The following is a 25,127-nucleotide window of genomic DNA, read 5'->3' as shown; positions in this document are numbered from 1 at the left end:
AGGCAGGTGGGAAGCGCTTTGTGGCGCGACGCATCCTTTCCTCACCGAGGCGGACCAGGCGCTGCCTGCGTTGACCACGCTCTCCGGAGCGGGCCAGTCCCAGGTGGACGTTTGGCTCTCTCAACCGCTGCCTGGCTTCTCGACGCCTCTGTGGGGCTTCGACGGGGCGTGCATATACCTGCGCCAGCCCGAGGGCATTTGGAAGTTCGAAGCGCCCAGTTTGGCCGGCGTCGAAACCCTGATGATTTGCCAGAATGGAAAGCCCGGCGCTTCGGGAGGACTGGGCCTCGACGTCAAATGGCTGGCGGTCCCCAGCGGCTGGCGCGATGGCGAAGATGGGCCGCTGGCCGCTCGCGCATTGGACGAGGCGAGGCGTCCCCCCGCCGGTTGCCCGTCCATCGCGACGGAGGCGTGGTCGCTGCCCCGCATCCTGGACCATTCGGCCCAGCGGACGCTCGTGGACGCGGGCGAGGCGCTCGGCGAGCCTCCCGCCCGAATCTGGTCGCAAGATGGATGGCTCTTGGCTGCCGAAGATGGCGGCCGAGTCGTCGCGTTCGACCTTGCCGCCCACCGCCACGCGCGTGCGGCGCTCGAGGAAGGCAAGCTCTGGCTGCGCTTCCATGGCCCTTGGCTGGGATCGTTCGAGGTCCGCGCGAGCCGCTGATCACATGCGCGGCTTCGGCTGTTTCGCGTGGAACGGCTGACCCGCGACCGCGCTAAGCGCCTCGTCGACTTCGTCCCCGTGGCGCATGGTCCGCAAGATGTCAGCCGCGCGCGCCCAAAGCAGGGGGATCGCGTCCATCTCTCCCAGCTGCGCCGCCACGACTTCCCTCATCGCCTCGGAGATCAAGTAAGCGTCTGCTCCGGAGCGCGCTTCGTCGTCCGATCGCAGCGCGAGCAGATCGCTGGCGACCTCCGGCCAGCCCAACCCGAGCGCGCGAGCCGCGTCGAGGCATCTGACGTCGGCGCGCAGCTCGCTGACGATGTCCGCCGCTCGCGCGACTTCCGGAACCATTACTTGCCGCGAGGGATAGGTGGCCGCAAGCAGATTGGCCAAGTCGCGCCACGGCTGCGACATGCCTGGCTCCATGCCCTGCGCGAACCCGGACCCCAGCACCTCGAAGCGCGCGCCGCATTCCCGCGCGCGCGCCCATTCGGAGCAGTGGAACGTCTCGTGCGCAAGCAACAACGTGGCAATTGAGACGTCGTCGTAGCCCAGCGTCGAGAAGTGCGCCGCCGCGGGCGAGGCCATGGCGTCCAGCCCGAAAGCCACCGCGACTGAGCCAAAGCCGCCAGGGGCGCGCGATTCGGTCGTGCGAGTCTCGACTTTGTCGCCGGTCACGATTTTGGATGGTCGCTGCGGCGCTCGGCTCCTCCGGCCACCAGCCGCGAAGCTTCGCTGCCGCTTGCGACAACGTCGCCCGCAGCGCGACGCGGCGCGGGTCCGACGCCGACTGTGGGTCGTGCTCTATGCGTGGAATTCGCGCCAATGCCGCCTCCTAGATCCATTCTCCCGCGCGTTCTCGCGGCGAGCAACGCGCCCGCCTGTCGGCGCGTCGGCAGCTCCTCGTCCAGCGCGATCCGCTTGCCGGCCCATCCAGGAAGACATCAACGGGAGAAGGCGCATGAGCCGAAGCGAAGCGACGGGTTCGAAGCGGCGCCGTCAGGAAGACCAGCTGGATCCAGGAACGGAGACCCCGGATTCGTTCTGGGCTGACATGGACCCGGACGGCTCCATGTCGGAGCGCCCGGACTACTGGCGCGACCTGCCGCCGCCGGAGCCGCCCACCCGGCTCGCCTGGCTGCGCCACCGCGCGCGCGCTGCCGCGGACCTCCTGCGGACGCCCGCGCCCGAGCCCGATCCCTGGATGCAACCGAGGGTGCCCGAGGAGGAGTGGATCCGCCTGTCCGAGCAGGCGCTCGGGCCGCTGCCGCGCCAAGCCGACATCCCGCAGGAGCGCAAAGCGCGATCGGCTGCGCCGAACGCGCGACAGCACGCGAGAAAGCCGGTGGCTTACTCGCCCAAGGCGACCGCCGTCTGAGCCCGGCAAAGAAGAAGAACAAGGGGAGGCGACATGGCTGCCAAGGAGCGGATCGAGGGCGAGGAGGCGAAAGACCAGGCGCGCGAGCAGCCCAAGGAGCCCGCTTGGAGCGACGTGAAGTCGGACGTCGCCAAGACGCTCATCGAGGCGATGCAGAAGGGCGAGACGCCTTGGCAGAAGCCGTGGAGCTCGCAGTCCATGCGGCCTCGCAACCCCGTCACCGGCAACGCCTACAAGGGCATCAACCGCATTCTGCTATCGCTCGCTGGCGGGAACGGGCTCTGGGTCACCTACCGCCAGGCGCAGGCCCAAGGATGGCAAGTTCGGAAGGGCGAGAAGGGGGCGATGATCGTCAAGGTCGTGGAGCTCGACCCCGCCAAGGAGCAAGGCGCGGCACAGCCCGTCTCATCGAAGGATGCGAACGCGCGGCGCAACGTGATCCTGCGGCGCTACTACGTGTTCGGCGCGCACCAGATCGAGGGGATGCCGGAGCTCGAGCCGCCTGGCGAGCTCGACTTCCACCCCGTCGACAAGGCGGAGGCGGTGCTCAAAGCGATGCAGGAGCGCACTGGCTTGAAGATCAAGCACGGGGGGAACGAGGCCTGCTACGTGCCGGGGCTCGACGAAGTGCGGCTGCCCGCGAAGAAGGCCTTTAAGAGCGTCTACGACTACTATGCCGTCGCGCTGCACGAGTGCGCGCACAGCTCGCTTGCGAAGCACCGCCTGGACCGGCGAGACGCTCTGGGCAAGCGCTGGGGCGACGAGGCCTACGCTTTGGAGGAGCTTCGGGCCGAGATCGCGAGCGCGATCATGGCCTCCGATATGGGCATCCAGATGAACGGGGAGCAGCGGGCCAAGCACATGGCCTCGCACGCGGGCTACTTGCAGTCCTGGATCAAGGCGCTCTCGAAGGATCCGTCCGCGATCTTCGCGGCCGCCAAGGACGCCGAGCGCATCACCGAATACATCATGGGGCTTGAACGCCAAGCCACGGCGATGCAAGAGCACAAGGAGTGGGTGGCCGAATTCGACGCGGCCCCCTTGCGATAACGCTATGAGGGCGATCCGCTTGCGACTACTTCCTGACGTTGATGGTCAGCGAACTGCTCCTGGAACACGGCGTCGATCTCCTGGCCTAGCTCCGCGGTCAGCGGGAAGCGCACGACGCGCGCGGCCGGGTTGTTGGTGATCGCGAACAGGCCCATGTCCTTCTCCTATGCCCTAGCTCTTCTTCGCTTCGAGTATTCCATACTCGCTGAGCTGCACCACGTGCGTGATCGACAGCGCGTTGTTGATCTTGCGCCTGGTGATCAACAGGAACGTGATGCCGTCGGCGGTCTCCACCTCGTAGAAGTGGAAGCCGAACATGCCAAGCACTGGGTTGACTTGCAGGGCGTGCGTGGTCCAAAGGACAAAGAGAAGCAGTGCGGCCGCCAAGCCCCAGGCTCCCAGGTCCGCGCTGACTTCGCCTTTGAACAGGAGAGGCAGGGCGTAGGCCACGAAGAAGCCGATGACCTCCTTGTCGGCGCTCTTGGCCTTCTTGATGGTGATCGGCAGCCGTTCGAGGCGCGCGCTGGCGTTGCCCACGATCCAGAGCGCGAGCGCGCCCAGCAGCAGGCAGAAGCAGAAGGCGATGAACGCCCAGCGCAGGTTCTGCCCCTTCACGGCGAACACATAGGCCACCGATATCGACAACGGGGCGATTGCGGTGAGGGCGAAGACGACGCGGACGAGGTTGCCTAGCATCGCGCGCGGCTCCGGACGGCGAAGCGGATTGAGCTCATCGCTGCATCGTAGCGGGCGGCTCCCCGGCGGCTTCGGAGACGTGAGGCCAAGCCGCGCCCACCGGCGCGAGCCATGCCCGCGCCGCCGCCGCCGGATCCAGAATGCGAAGCCGTTCGTCGCGCCACAGGTCGACAGCGAGCTCCTCCAAAAGTGCCGGCGGCACCGTCCGCCACCTTGCCGCTAGCTCGACAGCGCAGGCCGCAATCCACTGAGAAGGGGAGTGCAGATCGTTCATACTGTATGAATATACAGGTTTGTCCAGGGCCTTGTCTTATTGCGTTTTCGTTTCGAATTTGATTAGACTGACTGTGAAATCGAAACGAGGCCCAAAGATGAATGCCACTCTCACCCATCGCAGAACCGCAAGGCCCGACCCTCTTGAATTGATCGCCGATCGCGTGAGCTCCCGCCTCAAAGTTTCACCGGCGGAGCTCGCTAGCGAGCTTCACCGACTTTTGGACGGCCCCGACTCGCGGACCGTGCGCGTGTATTTGATGTCGCACTTGGTTGAGCAAGAGACGCGAGACGTTGTCGACGTCTCGCGCGCGATCGAAGCCATGGAAGAGAAGACGCTGACCACGGAAGCGGCGGCGGAGCTGCTCGGTTGCAGCCGCCCGCATGTGGCGATGCTGATCGACGCCGGCAGGCTGCCCGGCGCGACGCGCACTGAGGGCGGCCACCGGCGCGTGCCCGAAGCGTCGGTGCTCGCGTTGAAGAAGGAACGTGACGCTGCCAAGAAGCGCGACGCGAACTATCGCGCCGCAGGCAAAGCCGCGGGCATCTACGACATCCCCGAGGAGGAATGGGTGGAGGCGGCCAAGCGTGGCCGCTAAGAAGCCCACCGCGCCGATCCAGGTCTATGGCGTGTTGGACGCCAACGCGCTTCTGCCTCCGCGGCTCTCCGACGTTCTCTTCGACCTTCAAGGAGCGGGCCTCTACAAGGCTCGCTGGTCGGAGGAGATTGAAAAGGAGTTCCTCAGGAACTGGGGCAGCGTGGTGGTCAAAGACCAAGCGGTGGACGCTCGCCAGTTGAAGAAGGGCGCGCAACACCGGCTCGACTGCTACCGGGGAGTGACGGAGGAATACGAGATCATGGGCCACCTCAGGCCCGAGATCCTCTCGAAGGTGCCCGCCGAGGTGCAAGCCAACGACAAGCACGTGGCGGCTGCCGCGCTTCAACTTCGCGCGGCGCTCGACGAAGAGGGCGAGTCTGGCGAAGTTTGCTTGGTGACGAACAACTTGCGGCACCTGGCCGTCGAACAGATGAAGGCGCTGGGCGTCGAGGTCCTGACGCCTGGCGCCTTCATCGACAAGTTCGCCAAGGACGACCGAACCGCCGACGCTGTTCGCAAAGCGGCCTCGGATTTGGAGGATCCCCCCTACAACCTCGATCAGCTATTGGGCGCGCTCGTGGCCCACGGCTCCAAGGCTGCCGTGAAGGAGCTCTCGAAAGCCTGGGGCGTGAAGCCAGCGAAGACGCCGGGCAAGAAGCCTGCCAAAGCGGCCGCGAAGGCAACGAGGAAGGCCGCGCCCAAGAAGTCCTGACGTCACTTCACACCGAGCGCAACCTTCAAACCCCGGGCGAGTTCGCGCGCGAGCGGCACGGCGATGGCATTGCCTGCGTGCCGCATGGCATGCCGGTGCACTTCGTGCTGCTTGGCCCACTCCGGCATCCCCTGCATGCGGGCGGCTTCTCGCGTCGTGAGCGGGCGAGCGCCTCCCCGGACTCGGAACGCGCCGGTGAAGCGGGCCTTGCCGCCGCCGGAGGCGGTGAGGGCGGGGCCCAACCCTTTGGGCGAGTAGACGCGATAGCCCTGGGACGCACGGCCGTCGATCGAGGCGACCTTGCACAGGCGGCCGACGCGCGACTCCGGCTCCTCGACTGCGTCGGTCAGCGCAGACTCCGGGATCGACGCGTCGAGCCCCGGCTCCAACACGTCCTCGACGCATGTCGTGGGCGCCACCTCCTCGGGGAACGCAACGCCCAGGATGTCGTCGACATCGAGGCCCGCTCGGGAGCACACCAAGATCGAGCGCTCGCGGTCCTGAGGCACTCCGAAGCCCTTGGCGTTGAGGGCGCGGTGCTGCACCCGGTAACCGGCTTGGAGCATCGTGTCGACGAACTCGTCGGCGTGCTTGCCGTAGTCGAGCGTCATGAACTGGCGAGCGCACTCCACGATCACCACCTTGGCGTCGATCTCGGCCACCACTCGCATGGCGTGGACGTAGGCGGCGGAGAGCTGTGGATCGGCGAAGCCGAGGCCTTTGCCGGCCGCGGAGAACGCCTGGCAGAGCAGGCCCATCGTCACGACGTCGACCTTCATCTTCGAGCAGTCGAGCGTGCAGATGTCGTCGTGCATCCTCTTCGGCTGCACGTTGCGCTGGAACACCCTGCGCGCCTCCGGGTCGATCTCGCATGCGAGCTCGATAGAGGCTCCCAGGCTCGCCAGAGCCATCGAGAAGCCGCCGTGGCCACCCGCAAAGAGATCCACGAAGGTGACGCCGCGTAGCGGAAGGGTCTCGTCGGTTTGGCGATGCTCCCTGACGGTGTCGGCCATCCACGACGTCAGCCGGTGGACCTTGTCGTCCCAAGCCTCCGTGCCCGAGGCGCGGTGCCGCTGCTCATGGATGGCGCGCAAGCCGCGGTCCATCGCTGCCTCGATCGCTTCGGAGCGCGACGCGAAACGCTTGCTCTTCAAGGCGCTAAGCGGGCGCGCGTCGAGAGGTATCGAGGCATCGCGGCAGGCCCAGATGGGCTCAGCGATCCACTCGCCCTCGACTCGGGCCGCGCGGACCTCGAATTCGATCTCGCTGCCGAATCGCATGCGGGCGAGCCGGTGGGTGGCGGCGACGATGCCGCGTTGGTTGGCGGTGGAGGCGGGGACGACCTCCTCGGCGGGACGGGTGGCGCGATCCGCGCCGGCCTGCGTCTTCTTCACTTTCGGCTCTCCGAACGGAGCCAAGGCCCACGCGCATGGCGTTGGTCCTTGGCCGTTCGGACGCCGGTTTCGAAGCGACCTCGCTCCTAGCGGCTGCGATCGGCGGCAGCCGCTCGCGGTGATTCGGGGTCCGTCCTGGAGACACAAGCTCTCCACAACCCTCGAATTTGGGCGCATGCCCATCGGGTGACCGGCTCTGCCCGCGTCGCGTTTGATGCCGCCGCTTCGCGAGGGTGTCCGCCAATTTTTCGGGATTGGTCCGGAGCCGGTGCCGGAAGTCTATGCGCGAAGGGTGTTTAGAAACCGCCTTGGCGCGGCTAGCTAGCGAGGCGCGAAAAAGTGTCCACCAAAAATCCGCCAAATCACGCAAAACCACGCGCTAAGCCGCGCCGGTGCTTGTTCGCGCCAATCATGGGCCATCATGGGCGTGTGCGCGCTCAGGTCGGGCGAGGCGGGATTGCGGCTCATTGGGCGCGATTATCCGGGGTCGGGGTACGCGAGCTTCGATTCCTGCTCGGTTCAAGGCAGCGATGCCCATAAAATCATGTTAAAGTGATATGGGGGATGGGGCTGGAGAGAGAGCTATGGTGCGAGAAATATCGCGCAAGTGGGACGTTGAGTTCCATCCCGACTTCGTGGCGGAGTTCCGAGGCATGGACGAGGAGCAGCGGGTGGCCCTTCTTGCGGCGGTCGCCGTGTTGGAGAAGTTGGGGCCAGCCGGAGGACGTCCGCTCGTCGGGACGCTGCGGAATCCGGAACATCCGAACATGAAGGAGTTGCGCTACAACGCTCACGAAAATTCGCAGGTCTGGCGGGCGGCTTTTGCATTCGACCCTCAGAAGCGTGCGATCGTTCTCGTCGCGGGCGAGAAGCAGGGCCGTGAATCGGTCAGGTTCTATGAGTTGTTGTTGAAGAAGGCCAATCGGCGACTCGAGTCGCACTTGCGCAGCCTCAGGACGCCTCTCAAGCAGGATAGGAGCGCGAAATGAATGTGAAGCTGAGGGATTTGATCGCGGAACTGACGCCCGCCGGGCGCAGGGAGGTGACACGACGTTCGCGGGAGCATCTCAAGGCCATGGAAGACGCTGCGCGTCTGGATCAGGTTCGCAAGGCCGCGAAGAAAAAGCAGAGCGAAGTTGCAGAGTTGATGGGAATTGGACAGAACGCTGTTTCGCAGCTTGAAGCCCGATCCGACGTGCAGCTTTCCACCCTGAACCGTTACGTCGAGAGCCTTGGACTTCGTCTGGAGCTCGTCGTGGTCGCCGAGAGTGGCGAGCGAGCCGTGCTCAGGAACTACAGGCCTTGGCAGTCGGAATCGCCGAAGAAGGGCACTGCGGAAGGGAGTCGCCGTACGGCAAGTGGACTTGTCGTCGAGAAGGCGCCTGGAAAATCCGCGAGGACTCGGCGCGAAAGCGCCGTAGCGGCGAAGAGCCCGAAGGGGCTGCGTGGCGCGAAGTCGAAGTCCTCAGCGTGAAGCGTGACGATGTAACGGCCGGTAGCCACGCCCTCTACGAAGGTCTCCGAAAGCGAAGATCGCAACTCATCCCTGCGCCGTTTCCTGGACAGGCAAGCGCGGATCGTTCACCTGCGCCACCTTCATCTGCGGCAGGCACGCCGGATACTCGCGCGCAAGGAATGCGATCAAGCCCTCCCGCAGCTTGCACCGCAGGTCGAACGCCTTGCCCGCATCGCCTGCGGACACCAGCACGCGCAGCTGCATCGTGCGTTCGGTGAAGTCGGTGACCTGCACGGCGAACGCACGGCGGTCCCACTCGTCCGAGGCTTCGGCGATCCGCTTCGCCTCGGCCCGCACGGCCTCCACCGGCGTCGCGTAGTCGACATGGACGAAGATCGTGCCGAGGATCTGCGAGGTGTTGCGCGTCCAGTTCTGGAACGGGTTCTCGATGAACCACTGCAGAGGGATGATGAGGCGACGCTCGTCCCAGATCCTGAGCACGACGTAGGTGCCGGTGATCTCCTCGACGCGGCCCCACTCGCCATTGACGATGAGGACGTCGTCCAGCCGGATCGGCTGCGCGAGCGCGATCTGCAACCCGGCGATCAGGTTGCTGAAGACGGGCCGCGCCGCCAGGCCGCCGACGATGCCCAGCACGCCGGCCGAGGCCAGCAGACTCGCGCCGACCTGCCGCGCCCCCGGAAAGGTGAGCAGGGCGATCGCGGTGCCGGCAATGACCGCGATCACCATGGCCGTGCGCGCGAGCACCTCGGTCTGCGTGCGGATTCGGCGCGCATGCAGGTTGTCGGCCACGGTCAGCGGGTTGCGCTCGACGATGCCGTCGGCCACGCCGCGAATCGCGCAGGCGACCAGCCACGTGAGGGCGCCGATGAGAAGCACGCCGCTCAGGTGCTGGATGCGCGCGATGTAGCGCAGGTCATCCGGCGCGGAAAGCCACACGAACTGCAGCGCCGCGAGCGGCCACGCGGCGGCGGCGGCGCCCTGCGTGGCCTCCACGATCGCGCGCAGCACGGCGCGCCCGCGCGTCACGCGCCGCAGCGCCGCGTGGACGAGGCGGTGCGCAACGCCCGCGGCGATCACCGCCGCGAGGGCGAACAGCAAGGTGAGGGTCCAGGGGTGGCCCTGCAGAAGGGCCGCGAGTTGCGAGAAGGTCATGGATTCGATGTGCAGTGGCGTGGCCGACGCGCCCGCACCGGGCCGGACGTCAGGGCGTGGCCTCGGGAGCGGGGTCGTCTTCGACCTGGGTTCCGGGACGGGTCGCGGGGTCGACGATGTTGGGTGTCGTCCGCGCCAGGTCCGTCTTCTGGGCGACGGTGGCGAACTTGCTGTACTTCTGCAGGATGTTCACGAGCTGCCCGTAGATGCGCGGGTTGCCCGCGACGCATTCGCGCTGCTCGAGGAAGTCCGCCTCGCCGGTGAAGTTGCCGATCAGGCCGCCGGCCTCGGTCACGAGCAGCGATCCCGCGGCGACGTCCCAGGGCGACAAGCCGGTCTCGAAGAAGCCGTCGGTGAAGCCCGCGGCAACATAGGCCAGGTCGAGTGCGGCCGCGCCCGGACGGCGCAGGCCGGCGGTGCGCTGCATCACGTCGGACATCATGCGCAGGTAGTGGTTGAAGTTGTCGCCGGGGCGGAAGGGAAAGCCGGTGGAGACGAGGCAGTCCTTCATCTGCGTGCGCTTCGACACGCGGATGCGCCTGTCGTTGACGTAGGCGCCGCGGCCGCGCGTGGCGGTGAAGAGGTCGTTGCGGGTGGGGTCGTAGATCACGGCCTGCTCGACGCGCCCCTTCACGAGCAGCGCGATGCTGACGCAGTAGACGGGAAAGCCGTGGATGAAATTCGTCGTGCCGTCCAGCGGGTCGATCAGCCACACATGGTCGCTCGCGGCATTGCCGTGTTCGCGGCCCGACTCCTCGGCCCAGATGCCGTGCGTGGGATACGCGCCGAGCAGGGTCTCGATGACGACGCGCTCGCTCGCATGGTCGACCTCGGTGACGAAATCGTTGACCTGCTTCTGCGAGATGCGCACCGACTCGACGTCGAGCGCGGCGCGGTTGATGATCGCGCCGGCGGCGCGTGCGGCCTTGACGGCCACATTGAGCATGGGGTGCTGGTTGGACGACATGAGTTGTGCAAGAGCTGGAGCTTCCGGGGAGGAAGCGAACACTCGTCCGGCGATGCGGCGAGTGGACAATAGCGCGATTTTACCGCCCGGGCCTGTCGGCGACCGTCGTCGATGCTGACGGCTCGCTCCTACGGGCAATTGCGTACCGATGCTTGCACGATGCCGACTCGTTTCATCCTGATCCAGACCAGCCACGCCGGCAACGTGGGCGCCGCGGCGCGCGCCATCAAGGTGATGGGCTTCGACGATCTCGTGCTCGTCGCGCCGCGCTGGCCCGACGTTCTCACGCGCGCGGAAGCCATCGAACGCGCCAGCGGCGCGGGCGACGTGCTGGAGACGGCGCGTGTCGTCGCGACGCTCGACGAGGCGCTCGACGGCGTGCAGACCGCCTGCGCCACCGTGATGACGCCGCGCGACTTCGGCCCGCCCACGCGAACGCCGCGCGAGCACTTGCCGGCGCTCGCCGCGACCGGCCAGTCCGTCGCCTTCGTTTTCGGGTCCGAGCGCTACGGCATGCGCAACGAGGACGTTTATCGCTGCCATGTCGCCCTGTCGATCCCCACGGCGCCCGACTACGGATCGCTGAACCTCGCGGCGGCGATGCAGGTCATCGCGTACGAATGGCGAAGTTGCCTGGACGCCCGGGGCGCGGCAAGCCACGAGCCGCATCCCGCGGCCGACGCGCAATCGGTCGCGGGCATGCTCAAGCATTGGGAGCAGTCGCTCGTCGACATCGGCTTCCTCGACCCTGCGGCACCCAGGAAGCTGATGCCGAGGCTCAACCAGCTCTTCAACCGCGCGCAACCGACGCCCGAGGAAATCCACATCCTGCGTGGTGTTGCCAAGGCGATGTCGGAGGCTGCAGGTAAGCGAAAAGCTTAGACTGCGCCCTGAATATGTTCCATCGCCTCCGCTCCGACATCCAGTGCATCCTCGACCGCGACCCTGCCGCGCGCAGCAAGTGGGAGGTGCTCACCTGTTATCCGGGGTTGCACGCGATCGTCCTGCATCGCGGCGCGCACTGGCTGTGGACGCACGGCTTCAAGTGGCCGGGCCGCTTCCTGTCGATGTTTACGCGCTGGCTCACCGGCATCGAGATCCATCCCGGCGCGGTGATCGGCGACCGCGTGTTCTTCGACCATGCGATGGGCGTCGTCGTGGGCGAGACGGCCGTCATCGGCGACGGCTGCACGATCTATCAGGGCGTGACATTGGGCGGCACCTCGCTCTACAAGGGCACGAAGCGACACCCCACGCTCGGGCGGGACGTCGTCGTGAGCGCGGGCGCGAAGGTGCTCGGCGGCTTCGAGGTCGGCGACGGCGCGAAGATCGGCAGCAATGCGGTCGTCATCAAGCCCGTGCCCGCCGGCGCGACCGCCGTGGGCATTCCGGCGCGCATCATTCCTTCGAAGGAAGGCACGAGCGCGGACGTGACGGGCACCGCCGGCAAGTTCGCGGCCTACGGCATCACGCTGGAGGACGATCCGCTGTCGCAGGCCATGAAGGGCCTGATCGACAACGCGACCACGCAGGAGCACCAGATCACTCTGCTGTGGCAGGCCATCGAGAAACTGTCGACGCAGTCGAAAGAGGACTGCGTGCCGCTCGGCGCGCAGACGAAGGAGTGCTTCGAGGCCGAGAAGCTGACGCAGCTGGTGGGGAAGTAGCGTTCAGCGAGCCCGGATCGCGCTCTTCGGCCGGAACGCCTTGCACACCTCGTCGTTCGTCTCGAGGTAGGGTCCGCCGATCAGGTCGATGCAGTACGGCACGGCCGCGAAGATTCCCGGCGCGACGTCCTTCAGCCCTTCCAGCGTTTCCTGGATCGCCTTCGGCTGCCCCGGCAGGTTGACGATCAGGCTCTTGCCGCGGATCACCGCCACCTGCCGCGACAGGATCGCGGTCGGCACGAATTTCAGGCTGATCTGCCGCATCTGCTCGCCGAAGCCGGGCATTTCCTTCTCGGCGATGGCGAGCGTAGCCTCCGGTGTCACGTCGCGCGGCGCGGGGCCGGTGCCCCCCGTGGTGAGCACGAGCGAGCAACCGGCATCGACGAGCTCGACGAGGGCTGCCGAGATGACGTCCTGCTCATCGGGAATCAGGCGCGGCTCGAAGGCAATGGGATTTTTCAGCGCGCGCGCCAGCCAGTCCTTCAGCGCGGGCAGCCCCTTGTCCTCATAGACGCCGGTCGATGCGCGGTCGCTGATGGAGACGATGCCGATCTTCACCGGCTCGAAGTCATTCATGGTCCTGCTGCTCCCTCACGAGCTGGAAGATTTCGCGGTAGGCGCGCCCGCGGCGCGGCACGAGGCCCTTCGATACCGATTCGGCGTCGGGTTGCGTGTCCTTGCGCGCCTGGCGGATCAGCGCGCGCAGCTGCTGCACGTCGGTCTCGGGATGCTTCGCGATCCAGTCGTGCAGCGCCTCGTCGCGCGCGATCAGGTCGTCGCGCCAGCGCTCGGCCTCGTGCAGCGCGAGCGTCTCGGCGGCCGAGCCGCCCTGCTGCTCGTCGATGGCGTCGCGGATGGCCTGGAGCTGCGCCTCGTCGAGCCCGCGCATCAGCTTGCCGACGTACTGCATCTGCCGCCGGCGGCCCTCGAAGTTGGTGATGCGGCGCACCTCCGCGAGCGCGTCGACCAGCTTCTCGGGCAGATCGAGCCGCTCGAACAGGCCCGTGCGCAGGTCGAGCAGCGCTTCTCCGAGTTTCTGGAGATCCTCGCTCTCCTTCTTCAGTTCGGTGCGGCTCGGCTCGCCGCCGGTGCGTTCGGCCTGGAGTTCGAGGTCGAGCTCGCTCCCTTCGGCGACGAACTGGCCGCGAACGTAATAGCCTCTCTTGGGTTTGCGGGACATGTGGCAAGTATGATAAGCCGCCATGAAAGACAACAACCCGCGCGCCCGATCCGGGGGCACCGCGGCGACCAAGGAAGCGGGCTTCGCCTGGAAGCGGTCCGACTTCGAGGAACTCGTCGAGTACGCGCTCGCGCATGCGGCGAAGCTCGGCGCCACCGATGCCGGCGCGGAAGCGTCCGAGGGCTGCGGCCTCAGCGTCTCGGTTCGCAAGGGCGAGCTCGAGACCGTCGAGCGCAACCGCGACAAGTCGCTCGGCATCACCGTCTACGCGGGCAACCGGCGCGGCAACGCGAGCACGTCGGACTTCTCCCGCAAGGCGATCGAGCAGACCGTGCAGGCCGCCTACGACATCGCCCGCTTCACGGCCGAGGATCCGGTGGCGGGCCTTCCCGACCGCGAGGACATCGCCGCGGCGCACGAGCATGTCGATCTCGACCTCTTCCATGCCTGGGACATCGACAGCGCCGAGGCGGCCGAGCTCGCCCTGCGCTGCGAGGCCGCGGCGTTCGCGGTGGACAAGCGCATCACCAACAGCGAAGGCGCGGGCGTCTCGGCGCAGCAAAGTCATTTCTACTCGGGCCACACGCACGGGTTTCGCGGCGGCTATGCGAGTTCGCGTCATTCGCTCTCGGTCGCGCCCATCGCGGGCCGGGGCGACGGCATGCAGCGCGATGCGTGGTACAGCTCGATGCGTTCCCCCACCGAGCTGGCCTCGCCCGAGGCCGTGGGCCGGTACGCGGCCGAACGCGCCCTGTCGCGCCTGAAGTCGCGCAAGATCACCACGCGCGAATGCCCCGTGCTGTTCGAGTCGCCGCTGGCCGCCGGGCTGCTGGGCGCGTATGTGCAGGCCACGAGCGGCGGCGCGCTCTACCGCCGCAGCACCTTCCTGCTCGACTCGCTCGGCAAGCCCGTGTTCGCGCCGCACATCGATGTGCTGGAAGACCCCTTCGTGAAGCGCGGCAAGGGCAGCGGCCCGTTCGACGAGGAGGGCGTGCGCACGAAGCCGCGCAAGGTGGTCGATGGCGGCCGGGTGGAAGGCTATTTCCTCAGCAGCTATTCGGCGCGCAAGCTCGGAATGAAGACGACCGGCAATGCCGGCGGTTCGCACAATCTGGCGCTGAGCTCGCGGCTCACCGAGCCGGGCGACGACCTCGTGCAGATGCTGAAGAAGCTGGGCACGGGCCTCTTCGTGATCGAGCTCATGGGGCAGGGCGTCAACTACGTCACCGGCGATTACTCGCGGGGCGCGAGCGGCTTCTGGGTCGAGAACGGCGAAATCGCGTTCCCGGTGCAGGAAATCACGATCGCCGGCAACCTGAAGGACATGCTGATGGGCATCGACGCCGTGGGCGCCGATGTCTACAACTATGGCGCCAAGGCGGTGGGCTCTATCCTTGTGAACCGGATGAAGGTGGCCGGGAACTAGCTCAGCCCGCCAGCGCCGCCTTCACCGCGGCGCTCACCTGCCCCATGTCGGCCTTGCCGGCCAGCTTTGCCTTCACCGCGCCCATGACCTTGCCCATGTCGCCAGGGCCCTTGGCGCCCAGCTCGGCAACGATGGCCTTCACCTCGGCGGCGACCTCCTCGGCCGACAGGCGGGCCGGCAGGTAGGCCGACAGGACCTTCAGCTCGGCTTCTTCCTTGTCGGCGAGGTCCTGGCGGCTGGCCTTGCGGAACGCCTCGATGCTGTCCTTGCGCTGCTTGATGAGCTTGTCGACGATGGCGATGACGGCCACGTCGTCCAGCTCGACGCGCTCGTCGACTTCCTTCTGCTTCATGGCGGCCGTGAGCATGCGGATCGCGCCCAGGCGCTCGGCGTCCTTGGCGCGCATGGCGGCCTTCATGTCGTCGGTGATGCGTTCCTTGAGCGTCATTGCGGCTTCTCCTCGGCGAAATACAAAACGAAAGTAAAAAGAAAAAAGCCCGCGCGGGGTGTTCCCGGGCGGGCTTCGGTGCGGGGCTCCTGGCCCGGGCTCAGTACAGCTTCTTGGGCAGCTGCATGCTGCGCACGCGCTTGTAATGGCGCTTCACCGCGGCCGCCTTCTTGCGCTTGCGCTCGGCGGTGGGCTTTTCGTAGAACTCGCGGGCACGCAGCTCGGTGAGCAGGCCCAGCTTCTCGATGGTGCGCTTGAAACGGCGCAGCGCGACGTCGAAAGGCTCGTTTTCCTTGACACGAATGGTCGTCATGACACTCTGAATTCTTAGGTGGCGAGCGTAGATCGAGGACGCCCGCCGGTTCTGTCCCACCTCGAAATGTCTTGCGGCCGGTGGGGGATGCCTGGCAGAGCCCGCCATTATAGCCGGATGAATCGCGTGGGGGAGCCCCGTCGAATCCGAGGCGCTCAGGCGCCCAGCGCATGGGCGCACGCATACCCGCTCGCCCACGCCCACTGGAAGTTGTAGCCGCCGAGCCAGCCCGTGACGTCGACGACTTCGCCGATGAAATACAGGCCGGGCTGCCGGGACTCCATCGTCTGCGACGAGAGATCGCGCGTGTCGACGCCACCGGCCGTGACCTCGGCCTTGCGATAGCCCTCGGTGCCGGTGGGCACGAGCTCCCAATGCGAGAGCTTCTGCGCAAGCTGCTGCAGCGCCTTGTCGCCGGCTTCGTTGACGGGTCGCTGCCACGCGGCGTCGGCCTGCACCCACGCATCGGCCAGGCGCGAGGGCACGAACGCGGCCAGTTCGTTGGCGATGAGCTTGCGCGAGCGCGTCTTGGCTTCGGTGAGCGCCTCCCCGATGTCGGCGGCCGGCGCGAGGTTCACGCGGATGGGTGCGCCTTCGCGCCAGTAGCTGGAGATCTGCAGCACCGCCGGCCCGCTCAGGCCGCGATGGGTGAAAAGCAGGTCTTCGTCGAAGGCCATGCGGTCCTTCTTGCCGCCGGTCTCGATGTGCACCGGCAGGGAGAGGCCGGCCAGCGAGGCGAACGGCGCCCAGGCCGCGCCGTCGAAGGTGAGCGGCACGAGCGCGGGGCGCGTGGGCACGATGCGCAGTCCGAACTGCTTCGCGATGCCGTAGCCGAAGTCGCTCGCGCCGATCTGCGGGATCGAGAGTCCGCCGGTGGCGATGACGAGGGACTTCGCGCGCACCGCGCCGCGGTCGGTGTCGAGTTCGTACCCGGCGTCGCCATGGCGCACGGCTTTCACCGGGCAGGGCTGCCAGCGCGTCACGCCGCCGGCGTCGCATTCGGCTACCAGCATGCGGATGAAGTCCTCGGACGAACGGTCGCCGAAGAGCTGGCCCTTGTGCTTTTCGTGGAAGGGGATGCCGTGCTTCTGCACGAGCGCGATGAAGTCGGCCGGCGTGTAGCGTGCGAGCGCGGAGCGGCAGAACTGCGGGTTGTCGCCGAGGAAGTGCTTGTGCGGCGCGCGCGGGTCGAGGTCGCGGTTGGTGAAATTGCAGCGGCCGCCGCCGGCGATGCGGACCTTCTCGGCGACCTTCGCGGAATGGTCGACGAGCAGTACCTTCAGGCCCCGCTGGCCGGCGATGCCCGCGCAGAACAGGCCGGCGGCGCCCGCGCCGACGATGACGGCGTCGAAATTCATCCGCGGAGTGTATGGGCTCCCTCTCCCTCTTCCAGAGAGAGGGAGCGAAGTCACGCGCGCTGGATGCGCAGGTCGCTCTCCGCCGCGGCCACGCCCGAAATCACGTCGCCGACGACGATGACCGACGGGCTCGCCAGGCCATGTTCTTCGATGGTCGATGCGAGGCGGCCGAGCGTCGTCACCGCATGACGCTGCTGCGGCAGCGACGCGTGCTGCACGATCGCCACCGGCGTATCGGCCGGCAGGGCGCTCAGCAATTCGTCCTGGATGCGCGCCGCCCCGCTCACGCCCATGTAGATCACAAGCGTGAGCCGCGCATCGCGCGCGGCGGCGGCGAGCAGCCGCCAGTCGGGTCCATTCGCGCCGGGCTGCGCGTGGCCGGTGACGAACACCACGCCGTGCGCATGGTCGCGATGGGTGAGCGGCACGCCCAGCGACGTGACCGCGGCGAGGCCGGCGGTGATGCCGTTGACGACGTCGACCGAAATGCCGCATTCGCGCAGATGCTCCACCTCCTCGCCGCCGCGGCCGAAGATGAACGGGTCGCCGCCCTTCAGGCGCACGACGTTCTCGCCCTCGCGCGCCGCGGTGACCATCAGGCGCTGGATGAAGGCCTGCGGCGTGCTCTTGCAGCCGCCGCGCTTGCCGACGTGGACCACGCGTGCCGTGGGCGAGGCATGCGCCACGATCTCGTCGCTCACCAGGTCGTCGACGAACAGCACCGTCGCGGCCCGGATCGCCTTGAGCGCCTTCAGCGTCAGCAGTTCCGGATCGCCCGGGCCGGCGCCCACGAGGGTGACTTTGCCTGTGTTCATGATGGGGAGGCGAGACGCAAGATGTGTTCCACCTGCAGCGCGAGCGAGGATGGCACGGGCTGGCGGCCGGCGAGCACGTCGCGGATGTAGGCGGCGGTGGACGCTGCGGCCGTGTCCTTCGGCAGGTCGGGCAGGTCGGTGAGCGTGCCCCGCTGACCTTCCTGCAGCACGACGCGCCGTCCCGCCACGAAGCCGTCCATCTGCGGCAGCCGGCGTGCGTCGGCGACCGCTTCGCCCTCCGTGCCGCGCAGCAGGAGCGCGGTCGACTGCATGAGTTCGAACACCGCCGCCATCGAGAGCGCGTACTCGGGATGTGTGTAGCTGCTCACGATGACGGCCGGGCCGTCGCACGGGTTCATCAGCTTCACGAGGCTGTGCGCGCTGTTGCGCAGGCCGACCACGCGGCGCACGTCGAGCAGGCGCTTCAGGCCGGGATGCAGCAATTCGGTCGGGGCGTAATACGCATGTCCCGCCGCCAGCGGATGGAGCGTGGACATCGGCTCGATGTCGAGCGCCCGCAGCACCTCGCCCACGAAGACGCGCGTGGACTCCGTGGCGGCGCCGTGGATCAGCACGGGCAGGCCCCGGCGCGCCACGAGCAGCGCGAGCAGGGGCGTGAGGACGGGGAGGCGGCGCGCGCCGTTGTAGCTGGGCAGCACGACGACCGGCTGGCCGTCGGCCGACGCCACACGGTTCATGCGCGCCGCGGTCGCGTCGAGGAAGCCCGCCATCTCCTGCGGCGTCTCGCCCTTGATGCGCATGGCGAGGCAGAACGCGCCGACCTCGAGATCGGTGACCGTTCCATCGAGCACCTGCCCGAAAAGGTCCGCGGCCTGCTCGCGCGAAAGCGCGCGCGCGCCTTGCTTGCCGCGGCCGATCTCCTTGAGGTAGTGACTGATGCCCATGGGAGCCCGGATTGTCCCAGAGGGTTGATGACTTTCGGGTATTAGGTGAATGTGCGGTCCGCCATCCGGGCGTCGCTCGTCATTCCCGCCTTCGCGGGAATGACGGGTCGATCAGGCGGCCTGCTTCAAAGGAAGCGCCTGACGCACGAGTCGTTTGAGCTCCGGCAGGCACGAGCCGCAGTTCGTGCCGCACTTCAGTGTCGATTGCAGCGAGGACAGGCGTTCGTCGTCGCTGCCCGCGCAGCCCTGCAGATGCGACGCGATCTCAGGCTCGCTCACGTTGAAGCAAGTACACACCTGCCGCCCCCGAGCCTGTACCGCCACAGGCGGCTTCGCGCCCGGCGCAAGCAGCAAGCGTCCGTAAGTCTGCGCCGGCAGCTCGTCCTGCAGGAGGGCCTTGATCCACGCCTCGGCGCTCGTGTCGCCGGCGAGCAGGAACGCTTCGAGCCGGGCGGCATCCCCCGCGCGCACGAGCTTCATCGCGCGGCGCTGTCCCTTCTTGCGGTCGGCGTAGCGCAAGGTCTCCGCGCCGTCGAGACCCAGCAGGTGTTCGATGCGCGCGATCGCCGCTTCCGGCGGCGACTCGTACGCCGCCGCGCGGAACAGCACGCCGCTGCGCTCGCGGCCGAAGGGCACGCAGCTGGCGAAGCCGAACCCGGCCATCATCGGCTTGAGCTGCTCGCGCACGCGCAGCGCGTCTTCGTCGGGCAGCCACGCCACGGCGACCAGCGACCAGGGCAGTTCAGCCTTCAGGATCTTCACGGCCGTGTGCTTCAGCTCCGGCTGCTTCGACGTGGGACAGCAGGCGGACGGCGTCAGCGCATTCACGCCTCCGAGCGGCTGGCCGGTGGCGGAACAGCCGCCCAGGACTTCGGAGCCCCAGTGCATCGCGATGAAGGCCTGGCTGTAACCGACGTCGGTGCTCGACTCCACCGGCAGCACGATGGAGCCGCGCCGCGAGGTGACGTGGACGAGCTCGCCATCCGCGAGCCCGCGGCGCGCCATGTCCTGCGGATTCATCTGCATCGCCGGCTCGGGCGCATGGCCGAAGAGGCGGCCGAGCGTGCCGCTGCGGCTCATGCCGTGCCACTGGTCGCGCAGCCGCCCGGTCGTGAGCGAAAACGGGTAGCGCGCCTCCCGCGGCTCGGCGACGGGGCGATAGGCGACGTCCGCGAAGCGGGCCTTGCCATCCGGCGTGGGAAAGATTCCGTCTTCATAGAGCCGCGCCTTGCCCGCCGACGCGCCTTGCGGCATCGGCCATTGCAAGGGGGTGCGATCGAGCATCGCGTACGACATGCCGGTGATGTCGAGGTCGCGCCCGCGCGTGGATTCGCGGTGTTCGAGCCAGATGGATTCGGGGTGGGAATAGGGGAAGAGGGAGGCACCGGGGCGAGCGAGCAGGCGTTCGAGCCTCGTGGCGAAATCGACCGCGATCCGCCAGTCATGTCGCGTGCTGCCCGGGGCAGCGACGGCGGGGCGAACGCGGCTGATGCGGCGCTCGCTGTTCGTGACGGTGCCGTCCTTCTCGCCCCACGTCGTGGCGGGCAGCAGCAGGTCCGCGTAGTCGCAGGTCGCGGTCGTCGAGAACGCTTCCTGCACGACGACGAACTCGGCGCGGTCGAGCGCGCGGCGCACCGTCGCCTGGTCGGGCATCGATTGCGCGGGATTCGTGCAGGCGATCCACAGCGCCTTGATCTCGCCGTCGGCCGCGGCCTCGAACATCTCGACGGCGGTCTTGCCCGGCGTCGCCGGCACGTCGTCGACCCCCCAGAGCGCGGCAACCTCCGCGCGGTGCGCCGCGTTCGACAGGTCGCGATGCGCCGAGAGAAGGTTCGCGAGACCGCCGACTTCGCGTCCGCCCATCGCATTCGGCTGGCCCGTGAGGGAGAACGGACCCGCGCCCGCACGGCCGATCTGCGCGGTGGCGAGGTGCAGGTTGATGAGCGCGGCGTTCTTGTCCGTGCCGCTCGACGACTGGTTCAGCCCCTGGCAGTACAGGCTCAGCGTGGCGGGCGACGTGGCGAACCACTTCGCTGCCATGAAGAGGTCCTCCTTGCGCACGCCGCATGCCTGCGCCACGACGTCCGGCGTGCATTCGCGCACGCGCGCCTTCAGCGCGTCGAAGCCGCTCGTGTGCGCGGCGATATAGCCCGGCTGGGTCCAGCCCTCCCACAGCATGATGTGCAGCAGGCCGTGAAACAGCAGCACGTCGGTGCCCGGCGCGATGGCGAGATGCAGGTCGGCGATCTCGCAGGTGTCGGTGCGGCGCGGGTCGACCACGATCACCTTCATGCCGGGCCGCTGCGCGCGTGCCTCTTCGATGCGGCGAAAGAGGATCGGATGCGCCCATGCGGTGTTGCTGCCGGCGATGAAGAGGCAGTCGGCCAGCGCGAGGTCGTCGTAGCACGCGGGCGGCGCATCGGCGCCGAGCGTCTGCTTGTAGCCGGCCACCGCGCTGCTCATGCACAGGCGCGAGTTCGTGTCGACGTTGTTCGTGCCGATCAGGCCCTTCGCGAGCTTGTTGAAGACGTAGTAGTCCTCGGTGAGCAGCTGTCCCGAGATGTAGAAGCCGACGGCGTCCGGTCCGTGTTCGCGGATCACCTGCGCGAAACTCTCCGCGGCGAAGTCGAGGGCTTGGTCCCAATCGACGCGCTTCGGGGCATCGCCGCGGTGTTCGCGCCGCATCGGATGCAGAAGCCGCGCCTGCCGCGTCACCGGCGCGGCCGCGGTGAGGTGCAGCGTCGATCCCTTGGTACACAGCTTGCCGAAGTTCGCCGGGTGGTCCGGGTCGCCGCGCACGCCGGTGATCTGCTCGCCGTCGGACGCGATGATCACCCCGCAGCCGACGCCGCAGTACGGGCACGTCGAACGCGTTTCCTTCATGGTCGGCAAGCGCGATGCCTCATGCCGTGTGCGGCGCCTGCACGTCGTGCGTCGCGTCGCCCACCGCACCCGACGACGCGCAAGGCCCCGCTTTCGGAGGCACGGCATCGATGGCGAGGCTCGCGAGTTCCACCGCGCTCAGGTACACCGCGCCCTGATCGACCTTCACGCCGAACTTCGGCGTGCAGCCTTCGTCGGGCGACTTCGCGCAGCCATCGGCGAGGCCGATCGTCCAGTTGTGCAGCGGGCAGGCGACGCTCGTGCCGAACACGATGCCCTGCGACAGCGGCCCGCCCTTGTGCGGGCAGCGGTCGAGCAGCGCGAACACCTGGTCCTGGTCGTTGCGGAACACGGCGACGTCCATGCCACGCGGCCTTCCGACGCGGCGCGACCCCAGCACGGGAATCTCGTCCACGCGGCAGATCAAAGTCCATTCGCCCATGTTCATACCTTCGCCACCTCGATGCGATCGAACTGCTTCACGTCGACCCGCGCTTTCTCGTGCTCGAACCACGGATCGGGCTCGCCGTCCAGGCTGAACTGCAGCCGCTCCCACAGCGCCTTGCGGCCCTCGGCATCGTCGAGGATCTTCTTCTTCACGTAGTCGAGCCCCACGCGCGCGATGTAATGCACCGTGCGCTCGAGGTACCAGCCTTCCTCGCGATACAACTGCAGGAAGGCGCCGCTGTACTCCAGCACTTCCTCGGCGGTCTTGAGCTTCACGAAGAAGTGCGCCACCTCCGTCTTGATGCCCCCGTTGCCGCCGACGTAGATCTCCCAGCCGGAGTCGACGCCGATCACGCCGACGTCCTTGATGCCCGACTCCGCGCAGTTGCGCGGGCAGCCCGACACCGCGAGCTTCACCTTGTGCGGCGCGTACATGCGCCAGAGCGCCCGCTCGAGGTCCTTGCCCATCTGCGTGGAATCCTGCGTGCCGAAGCGGCACCACTCGCTGCCCACGCAGGTCTTCACGGTGCGCAGCGCCTTGGCGTACGCATGGCCCGAGGGCATGCCGATGTCCTGCCACACGCCCTGCAGGTCCTCCTTCTTCACGCCGAGCAGGTCGATGCGCTGGCCGCCGGTGACCTTCACGGTCGGGATCTTGTACTTGTCCACCGCATCCGCGATGCGGCGCAGTTCCGCCGCCGTCGTCTCGCCGCCCCACATGCGCGGGATGACCGAATAGGTGCCGTCCTTCTGGATGTTCGCGTGGCTGCGCTCGTTGATGTAGCGCGACTGCGGATCGTCCCGCGCCTCCTTCGGCCAGGTGGAAATCAGGTAGTAGTTGATCGCCGGGCGGCAGGTCGCGCAGCCGTTGGGCGTGCGCCAGTCCAGCGCCTTCATCGTGTTCGCGATGGTCAGCAGCTTGCCCGCGCGGATCGCCTCGCGCACGTCCTGATGGCTGTGGTCCGTGCAGCCGCACAGCGCCTTCTTCTTCGGCGCGGCGGAGTAGTCGCCGCCCGCGGTGAACATCAGGATCTGCTCGACGAGGCCGGTGCAGGAGCCGCAGGACGCGCTCGCCTTCGTCTGCTTGCGCACCTCGTCGAGGGTGAACAAGCCCTTCTCCTTGATCGCCTTGCAGATCGTGCCCTTGTTCACGCCATTGCAGCCGCACACCTCGGCGTCGTCGGGCATCGTCGCCGCCTTGCTGTGGCCCTCGTGCCCCGTGTCGCCGATGTTGGACTCGCCGAACATGAGCTTGTCGCGCAGGTCGCTCACGCTGCGTCCGTCGCGCAGCAGCTTGAAATACCAGCTGCCGTCGACCGTGTCGCCGTACAGGCAGGCGCCCACGAGCTTGTCGTCCTTGATCACGAGCTTCTTGTAGACGCCGCCGAAGGGGTCGGACATCACGATTTCCTCGGTCCCTTCGCCGCCCATGAACTCGCCGGCCGAGAAGAGGTCGATGCCCGTGACCTTGAGCTTGGTGGACGTGAGCGAGCCGCTGTAGCGGCCGATGCCGAACTGCGCGAGGTGATTCGCGGCGACCTTCGCCTGCTCGAACAGCGGCGCGACCAGGCCGTAGGCGATGCCGCGGTGCGCCGCGCATTCGCCGACCGCGTACACGCGCGCATCGGTCACGGTCTGCATCGTGTCGTTGACGACGATGCCCCGGTTGCAATGAATGCGCATCGCCTCGGCAAGCGCCGTGTTCGGGCGGATGCCCACGGCCATGACCACGAGGTCGGCGTCGATCTCGCTGCCGTCCTTGAACCTGATCTTCTTCACGCGGCCATCGTCTCCGCCCACGAGCTCCTGCGTCTGCGCGCCGATCAGGAACTTCAGGCCGCGGTCCTCCAGCGACTTCTGCAGCATCCTGCCCGCCACGTCGTCGAGCTGTCGCTCCATGAGCCAGGGCATGACGTGGACGACGGTCACATCCATGCCGCGCAGCTTCAGGCCGTTGGCCGCCTCGAGGCCCAGCAGGCCGCCGCCGATGACCACGGCCTTGCTGAATTTCCGCGCCGCGTCGATCATCGCCTCGGTGTCCGCGATGTCCCGGTAGGCGATCACGCCCGCGAGGTCCTTGCCGGGAACGGGCAGGATGAAGGGGTTGGAGCCGGTCGCGAGCAGCAGGCGGTCGTATTCGGCCTCGGTGCCGTCCTCCGCGCGCACGATGCGGCGCACGCGGTCGACCTCCACGACCTTCTTGCCGGCATGCAGCGTGATGCCGTTCTCGCGATACCACTCCCATGAATTCAGCACGATCTCGTCGACCGTCTGTTCGCCGGCGAGCACGGGCGACAGCAGGATGCGGTTGTAGTTGGGATGCGGCTCCGCACCGAATACCGTGATGTCGTGAAGCTCGGGCTGGATCTTCAGCAACTCCTCGATCGTGCGGACGCCGGCCATGCCGTTGCCGATCATGACGAGCCTGGATTTCTTCACTTCGTTTCTCCGGGGAATGGGGGGAGGGCGGCCATCAGCGCTTGCTCATGTCCACGCACACGAGCGCCGGCTGGTGGTTCCAGCGCATCGTGATCACGTACGGGTGCTTGCGCACGCGCGCGGTGATGCCCGAGACGCCGCGCAGCTTGACCGGCACCGAAATCTGCAGGCCCGCGCCGAGCGTCTTGCGGGCATTGCCGCCGAGCGTGTTGGCGATCTCGCCCACCGCGTCCAGCAGGTTGCCCTCCGAGACGTCCGTCTCGCCTTGCAGGAGGAGCAGTTCCTTCAGCAGTTGCGAGGGCATGGACACCATCACGTGGCCGTTGTAGGTGCCCGAGAACGCGACGATGCCGTTGAACTCGTGCGCGTCGAGGTCGCCCGTGGCGAGGTAGGCCGAGGTGATCTGCGGCTCCTGCTTGGCGATCACCTGGAAGTAGCGCCGCACGGAGTCGACGAAGAGCTTGAGTTCGGATTCGTTCAGTGCGTCCATGACGATCCTCCTCAGTGCGTCGCGACGACGTCGAGCAGCGCCATCTTGAGCTCGTCGTCGGTGAAGGGTTTGGCGAGGAAGCCGCGCGCGCCGAGCTTCAGCGCGGCGATGGCGGTGGACTTGTCCGACAGCGCGCTCACCACGAGGATGTGCGTCTTCGGGAAGAGCCGGATCAGCTCGCCGATGCATTCCACGCCGTCCATCTCGGGCATGGTCAGGTCCATCGTCACCACGTCGGGCTGGGTGGCCCGGGCGATGCGCAGCGCCTCCGCGCCGTTGCGCGCGAGGCCCACCAGCGAGATGTTGGAGACGCCGCCGCTTTGCACCACGCGCGAGATGCGCGAGCGGATCATGTTGGAGTCGTCGACGATGAGGAGACGCATGAATGCTC

At 67.5% G+C, this 25,127-nt stretch carries 29 protein-coding genes; 10 read left to right on the top strand and 19 right to left on the bottom strand.

All coding sequences use genetic code 11. The features are described 5' to 3' along the window. The coding region (locus AB7E83_RS22400; protein WP_428573039.1) for a hypothetical protein at positions 1-664 on the top strand (664 nt) is incomplete at its 5' end. Here AB7E83_RS22400 and AB7E83_RS22395 read toward each other — a convergent pair. Continuing rightward, positions 665-1,342, bottom strand: a complete 678-nt coding sequence (locus AB7E83_RS22395; RefSeq protein ID WP_428573038.1) for a hypothetical protein — start codon at positions 1,340-1,342, stop codon at positions 665-667. A 283-nt stretch (positions 1,343-1,625) separates the two neighbouring features. On the opposite strand from AB7E83_RS22395, the gene AB7E83_RS22390 reads away from it, so the two are divergent. Both AB7E83_RS22390 and AB7E83_RS22385 read left to right on the top strand, forming a co-directional pair. After that, positions 1,626-2,042, top strand: a complete 417-nt coding sequence (locus AB7E83_RS22390; protein WP_428573037.1) for a hypothetical protein — start codon at positions 1,626-1,628, stop codon at positions 2,040-2,042. A gap of 33 nt (positions 2,043-2,075) precedes the next feature. Beyond that, complete coding sequence (locus AB7E83_RS22385) at positions 2,076-3,092, top strand: ArdC family protein (protein WP_428573036.1); 1,017 nt, start codon at positions 2,076-2,078, stop codon at positions 3,090-3,092. A 2-nt stretch (positions 3,093-3,094) separates the two neighbouring features. On the opposite strand, the gene AB7E83_RS22380 is transcribed toward AB7E83_RS22385, so the two are convergent. From AB7E83_RS22380 to AB7E83_RS22370, 3 genes are read right to left on the bottom strand one after another with little or no spacing between them, the layout of a single operon-like run. Beyond that, the gene (locus AB7E83_RS22380) at positions 3,095-3,247 is read right to left on the bottom strand and encodes a hypothetical protein (protein WP_428573035.1); all 153 of its coding nucleotides are present in this window, start codon (positions 3,245-3,247) and stop codon (positions 3,095-3,097) included. A gap of 16 nt (positions 3,248-3,263) precedes the next feature. Then, positions 3,264-3,788, bottom strand: a complete 525-nt coding sequence (locus AB7E83_RS22375; protein WP_428573034.1) for a hypothetical protein — start codon at positions 3,786-3,788, stop codon at positions 3,264-3,266. 34 nt (positions 3,789-3,822) lie between these two features. Next, entirely contained in the window at positions 3,823-4,062 is a 240-nt protein-coding gene (locus AB7E83_RS22370; protein WP_428573033.1) for a hypothetical protein, read from the bottom strand. 97 nt (positions 4,063-4,159) lie between these two features. On the opposite strand from AB7E83_RS22370, the gene AB7E83_RS22365 reads away from it, so the two are divergent. Both AB7E83_RS22365 and AB7E83_RS22360 read left to right on the top strand, forming a co-directional pair. Continuing rightward, positions 4,160-4,660 carry an excisionase family DNA-binding protein gene (locus tag AB7E83_RS22365; protein ID WP_428573032.1) on the top strand — a complete coding sequence of 167 codons (501 nt, stop codon included), beginning with the start codon at positions 4,160-4,162 and terminating at the stop codon, positions 4,658-4,660. Further along, positions 4,650-5,372 carry a hypothetical protein gene (locus AB7E83_RS22360; protein WP_428573031.1) on the top strand — a complete coding sequence of 241 codons (723 nt, stop codon included), beginning with the start codon at positions 4,650-4,652 and terminating at the stop codon, positions 5,370-5,372. Before AB7E83_RS22365 ends, AB7E83_RS22360 begins: the two co-directional genes overlap by 11 nt. Positions 5,373-5,374: 2 nt before the next feature. On the opposite strand, the gene AB7E83_RS22355 is transcribed toward AB7E83_RS22360, so the two are convergent. Next, positions 5,375-6,766: a DNA cytosine methyltransferase gene (locus AB7E83_RS22355; protein WP_428573030.1), complete on the bottom strand. Its 1,392-nt coding sequence runs from the start codon at positions 6,764-6,766 to the stop codon at positions 5,375-5,377. Between the two features lie 653 nt (positions 6,767-7,419). Between AB7E83_RS22355 and AB7E83_RS22350 the strand changes: the two genes are divergently transcribed. Together AB7E83_RS22350 and AB7E83_RS22345 are read left to right on the top strand one after the other, a co-directional pair. Beyond that, entirely contained in the window at positions 7,420-7,755 is a 336-nt protein-coding gene (locus tag AB7E83_RS22350; protein WP_428573029.1) for a type II toxin-antitoxin system RelE/ParE family toxin, read from the top strand. Then, positions 7,752-8,240 carry a helix-turn-helix domain-containing protein gene (locus AB7E83_RS22345; protein ID WP_428573028.1) on the top strand — a complete coding sequence of 163 codons (489 nt, stop codon included), beginning with the start codon at positions 7,752-7,754 and terminating at the stop codon, positions 8,238-8,240. The genes AB7E83_RS22350 and AB7E83_RS22345 overlap by 4 nt, the downstream gene beginning before the upstream one ends. Positions 8,241-8,306: 66 nt before the next feature. Here the strand turns inward: AB7E83_RS22345 and AB7E83_RS22340 are convergent, their stop codons facing one another. Then, positions 8,307-9,398, bottom strand: a complete 1,092-nt coding sequence (locus tag AB7E83_RS22340) for a mechanosensitive ion channel family protein (RefSeq protein WP_428573027.1) — start codon at positions 9,396-9,398, stop codon at positions 8,307-8,309. Between the two features lie 49 nt (positions 9,399-9,447). Next, positions 9,448-10,365 carry an inositol monophosphatase family protein gene (locus AB7E83_RS22335; RefSeq protein ID WP_428573026.1) on the bottom strand — a complete coding sequence of 306 codons (918 nt, stop codon included), beginning with the start codon at positions 10,363-10,365 and terminating at the stop codon, positions 9,448-9,450. 159 nt (positions 10,366-10,524) lie between these two features. Between AB7E83_RS22335 and AB7E83_RS22330 the strand changes: the two genes are divergently transcribed. Continuing rightward, on the top strand, positions 10,525-11,247 hold the full coding sequence (locus tag AB7E83_RS22330; protein WP_428573025.1) for an RNA methyltransferase: 723 nt from the start codon (positions 10,525-10,527) through the stop codon (positions 11,245-11,247). A gap of 14 nt (positions 11,248-11,261) precedes the next feature. Beyond that, a complete protein-coding gene (cysE, locus tag AB7E83_RS22325) occupies positions 11,262-12,032 on the top strand; it encodes a serine O-acetyltransferase (protein WP_428573024.1) in 771 nt (256 codons plus the stop codon). 3 nt (positions 12,033-12,035) lie between these two features. Here the strand turns inward: cysE and mog are convergent, their stop codons facing one another. Together mog and yjgA are read right to left on the bottom strand one after the other, a co-directional pair. Then, complete coding sequence (mog, locus tag AB7E83_RS22320) at positions 12,036-12,608, bottom strand: molybdopterin adenylyltransferase (protein ID WP_428573023.1); 573 nt, start codon at positions 12,606-12,608, stop codon at positions 12,036-12,038. Continuing rightward, entirely contained in the window at positions 12,601-13,212 is a 612-nt protein-coding gene (gene yjgA, locus AB7E83_RS22315; protein WP_428573022.1) for a ribosome biogenesis factor YjgA, read from the bottom strand. Before yjgA ends, mog begins: the two co-directional genes overlap by 8 nt. 22 nt (positions 13,213-13,234) lie before the next feature. Between yjgA and pmbA the strand changes: the two genes are divergently transcribed. Further along, on the top strand, positions 13,235-14,638 hold the full coding sequence (gene pmbA / locus AB7E83_RS22310) for a metalloprotease PmbA (RefSeq protein ID WP_428573021.1): 1,404 nt from the start codon (positions 13,235-13,237) through the stop codon (positions 14,636-14,638). 1 nt (position 14,639) lies between these two features. Here pmbA and AB7E83_RS22305 read toward each other — a convergent pair whose 3' ends face one another. The 10 genes from AB7E83_RS22305 to AB7E83_RS22260 form a co-directional block, all read right to left on the bottom strand. Then, positions 14,640-15,086, bottom strand: coding sequence for a GatB/YqeY domain-containing protein (locus AB7E83_RS22305; protein WP_428573020.1), 447 nt, complete (start codon positions 15,084-15,086; stop codon positions 14,640-14,642). 100 nt (positions 15,087-15,186) lie between these two features. Next, complete coding sequence (rpsU, locus tag AB7E83_RS22300) at positions 15,187-15,399, bottom strand: 30S ribosomal protein S21 (RefSeq protein ID WP_012346814.1); 213 nt, start codon at positions 15,397-15,399, stop codon at positions 15,187-15,189. A 155-nt stretch (positions 15,400-15,554) separates the two neighbouring features. Then, positions 15,555-16,757 (bottom strand): NAD(P)/FAD-dependent oxidoreductase, encoded by a 1,203-nt coding sequence (locus tag AB7E83_RS22295; protein WP_428573019.1) that lies wholly within the window; start codon positions 16,755-16,757, stop codon positions 15,555-15,557. 50 nt (positions 16,758-16,807) lie between these two features. After that, a complete protein-coding gene (gene cobA / locus AB7E83_RS22290) occupies positions 16,808-17,572 on the bottom strand; it encodes a uroporphyrinogen-III C-methyltransferase (protein ID WP_428573017.1) in 765 nt (254 codons plus the stop codon). Further along, the gene (ybiB, locus tag AB7E83_RS22285; RefSeq protein ID WP_428573016.1) at positions 17,569-18,477 is read right to left on the bottom strand and encodes a DNA-binding protein YbiB; all 909 of its coding nucleotides are present in this window, start codon (positions 18,475-18,477) and stop codon (positions 17,569-17,571) included. The genes cobA and ybiB overlap by 4 nt, the downstream gene beginning before the upstream one ends. 111 nt (positions 18,478-18,588) lie before the next feature. Continuing rightward, positions 18,589-21,360: a molybdopterin-dependent oxidoreductase gene (locus AB7E83_RS22280; RefSeq protein WP_428573040.1), complete on the bottom strand. Its 2,772-nt coding sequence runs from the start codon at positions 21,358-21,360 to the stop codon at positions 18,589-18,591. Between the two features lie 19 nt (positions 21,361-21,379). Next, the gene (nirD, locus tag AB7E83_RS22275; protein ID WP_428573015.1) at positions 21,380-21,802 is read right to left on the bottom strand and encodes a nitrite reductase small subunit NirD; all 423 of its coding nucleotides are present in this window, start codon (positions 21,800-21,802) and stop codon (positions 21,380-21,382) included. 2 nt (positions 21,803-21,804) lie between these two features. After that, positions 21,805-24,246 carry a nitrite reductase large subunit NirB gene (gene nirB, locus AB7E83_RS22270; RefSeq protein WP_428573014.1) on the bottom strand — a complete coding sequence of 814 codons (2,442 nt, stop codon included), beginning with the start codon at positions 24,244-24,246 and terminating at the stop codon, positions 21,805-21,807. Positions 24,247-24,280: 34 nt separating this feature from the next. After that, on the bottom strand, positions 24,281-24,736 hold the full coding sequence (locus AB7E83_RS22265; RefSeq protein WP_428573013.1) for a chemotaxis protein CheX: 456 nt from the start codon (positions 24,734-24,736) through the stop codon (positions 24,281-24,283). A gap of 11 nt (positions 24,737-24,747) precedes the next feature. Next, positions 24,748-25,119, bottom strand: a complete 372-nt coding sequence (locus AB7E83_RS22260) for a response regulator transcription factor (protein WP_428573012.1) — start codon at positions 25,117-25,119, stop codon at positions 24,748-24,750. Between the last annotated feature and the right edge of the window lie 8 nt (positions 25,120-25,127).

Source organism: Ramlibacter sp. (assembly GCF_050250995.1).
GTDB lineage: Bacteria > Pseudomonadota > Gammaproteobacteria > Burkholderiales > Burkholderiaceae_C > Ramlibacter.
This window is presented reverse-complemented; position numbering and strand designations above follow the sequence as displayed.

Bases quoted from the DNA above. Each gene is read 5' to 3' on its own strand.
- AB7E83_RS22390 (WP_428573037.1), top strand. From the start codon at position 1,626: ATGAGCCGAAGCGAAGCGACGGGTTCGAAGCGGCGCCGTCAGGAAGAC.
- AB7E83_RS22385 (WP_428573036.1), top strand. From the start codon at position 2,076: ATGGCTGCCAAGGAGCGGATCGAGGGCGAGGAGGCGAAAGACCAGGCG.
- AB7E83_RS22380 (WP_428573035.1), bottom strand. From the start codon at position 3,247: ATGGGCCTGTTCGCGATCACCAACAACCCGGCCGCGCGCGTCGTGCGC.
- AB7E83_RS22375 (WP_428573034.1), bottom strand. From the start codon at position 3,788: ATGCTAGGCAACCTCGTCCGCGTCGTCTTCGCCCTCACCGCAATCGCC.
- AB7E83_RS22370 (WP_428573033.1), bottom strand. From the start codon at position 4,062: ATGAACGATCTGCACTCCCCTTCTCAGTGGATTGCGGCCTGCGCTGTC.
- AB7E83_RS22365 (WP_428573032.1), top strand. From the start codon at position 4,160: ATGAATGCCACTCTCACCCATCGCAGAACCGCAAGGCCCGACCCTCTT.
- AB7E83_RS22350 (WP_428573029.1), top strand. From the start codon at position 7,420: ATGGACGAGGAGCAGCGGGTGGCCCTTCTTGCGGCGGTCGCCGTGTTG.
- AB7E83_RS22345 (WP_428573028.1), top strand. From the start codon at position 7,752: ATGAATGTGAAGCTGAGGGATTTGATCGCGGAACTGACGCCCGCCGGG.
- AB7E83_RS22340 (WP_428573027.1), bottom strand. From the start codon at position 9,398: ATGACCTTCTCGCAACTCGCGGCCCTTCTGCAGGGCCACCCCTGGACC.
- AB7E83_RS22335 (WP_428573026.1), bottom strand. From the start codon at position 10,365: ATGTCGTCCAACCAGCACCCCATGCTCAATGTGGCCGTCAAGGCCGCA.
- AB7E83_RS22330 (WP_428573025.1), top strand. From the start codon at position 10,525: ATGCCGACTCGTTTCATCCTGATCCAGACCAGCCACGCCGGCAACGTG.
- cysE (WP_428573024.1), top strand. From the start codon at position 11,262: ATGTTCCATCGCCTCCGCTCCGACATCCAGTGCATCCTCGACCGCGAC.
- mog (WP_428573023.1), bottom strand. From the start codon at position 12,608: ATGAATGACTTCGAGCCGGTGAAGATCGGCATCGTCTCCATCAGCGAC.
- yjgA (WP_428573022.1), bottom strand. From the start codon at position 13,212: ATGTCCCGCAAACCCAAGAGAGGCTATTACGTTCGCGGCCAGTTCGTC.
- pmbA (WP_428573021.1), top strand. From the start codon at position 13,235: ATGAAAGACAACAACCCGCGCGCCCGATCCGGGGGCACCGCGGCGACC.
- AB7E83_RS22305 (WP_428573020.1), bottom strand. From the start codon at position 15,086: ATGACGCTCAAGGAACGCATCACCGACGACATGAAGGCCGCCATGCGC.
- rpsU (WP_012346814.1), bottom strand. From the start codon at position 15,399: ATGACGACCATTCGTGTCAAGGAAAACGAGCCTTTCGACGTCGCGCTG.
- AB7E83_RS22295 (WP_428573019.1), bottom strand. From the start codon at position 16,757: ATGAATTTCGACGCCGTCATCGTCGGCGCGGGCGCCGCCGGCCTGTTC.
- cobA (WP_428573017.1), bottom strand. From the start codon at position 17,572: ATGAACACAGGCAAAGTCACCCTCGTGGGCGCCGGCCCGGGCGATCCG.
- ybiB (WP_428573016.1), bottom strand. From the start codon at position 18,477: ATGGGCATCAGTCACTACCTCAAGGAGATCGGCCGCGGCAAGCAAGGC.
- AB7E83_RS22280 (WP_428573040.1), bottom strand. From the start codon at position 21,360: ATGAAGGAAACGCGTTCGACGTGCCCGTACTGCGGCGTCGGCTGCGGG.
- nirD (WP_428573015.1), bottom strand. From the start codon at position 21,802: ATGGGCGAATGGACTTTGATCTGCCGCGTGGACGAGATTCCCGTGCTG.
- AB7E83_RS22265 (WP_428573013.1), bottom strand. From the start codon at position 24,736: ATGGACGCACTGAACGAATCCGAACTCAAGCTCTTCGTCGACTCCGTG.
- AB7E83_RS22260 (WP_428573012.1), bottom strand. From the start codon at position 25,119: ATGCGTCTCCTCATCGTCGACGACTCCAACATGATCCGCTCGCGCATC.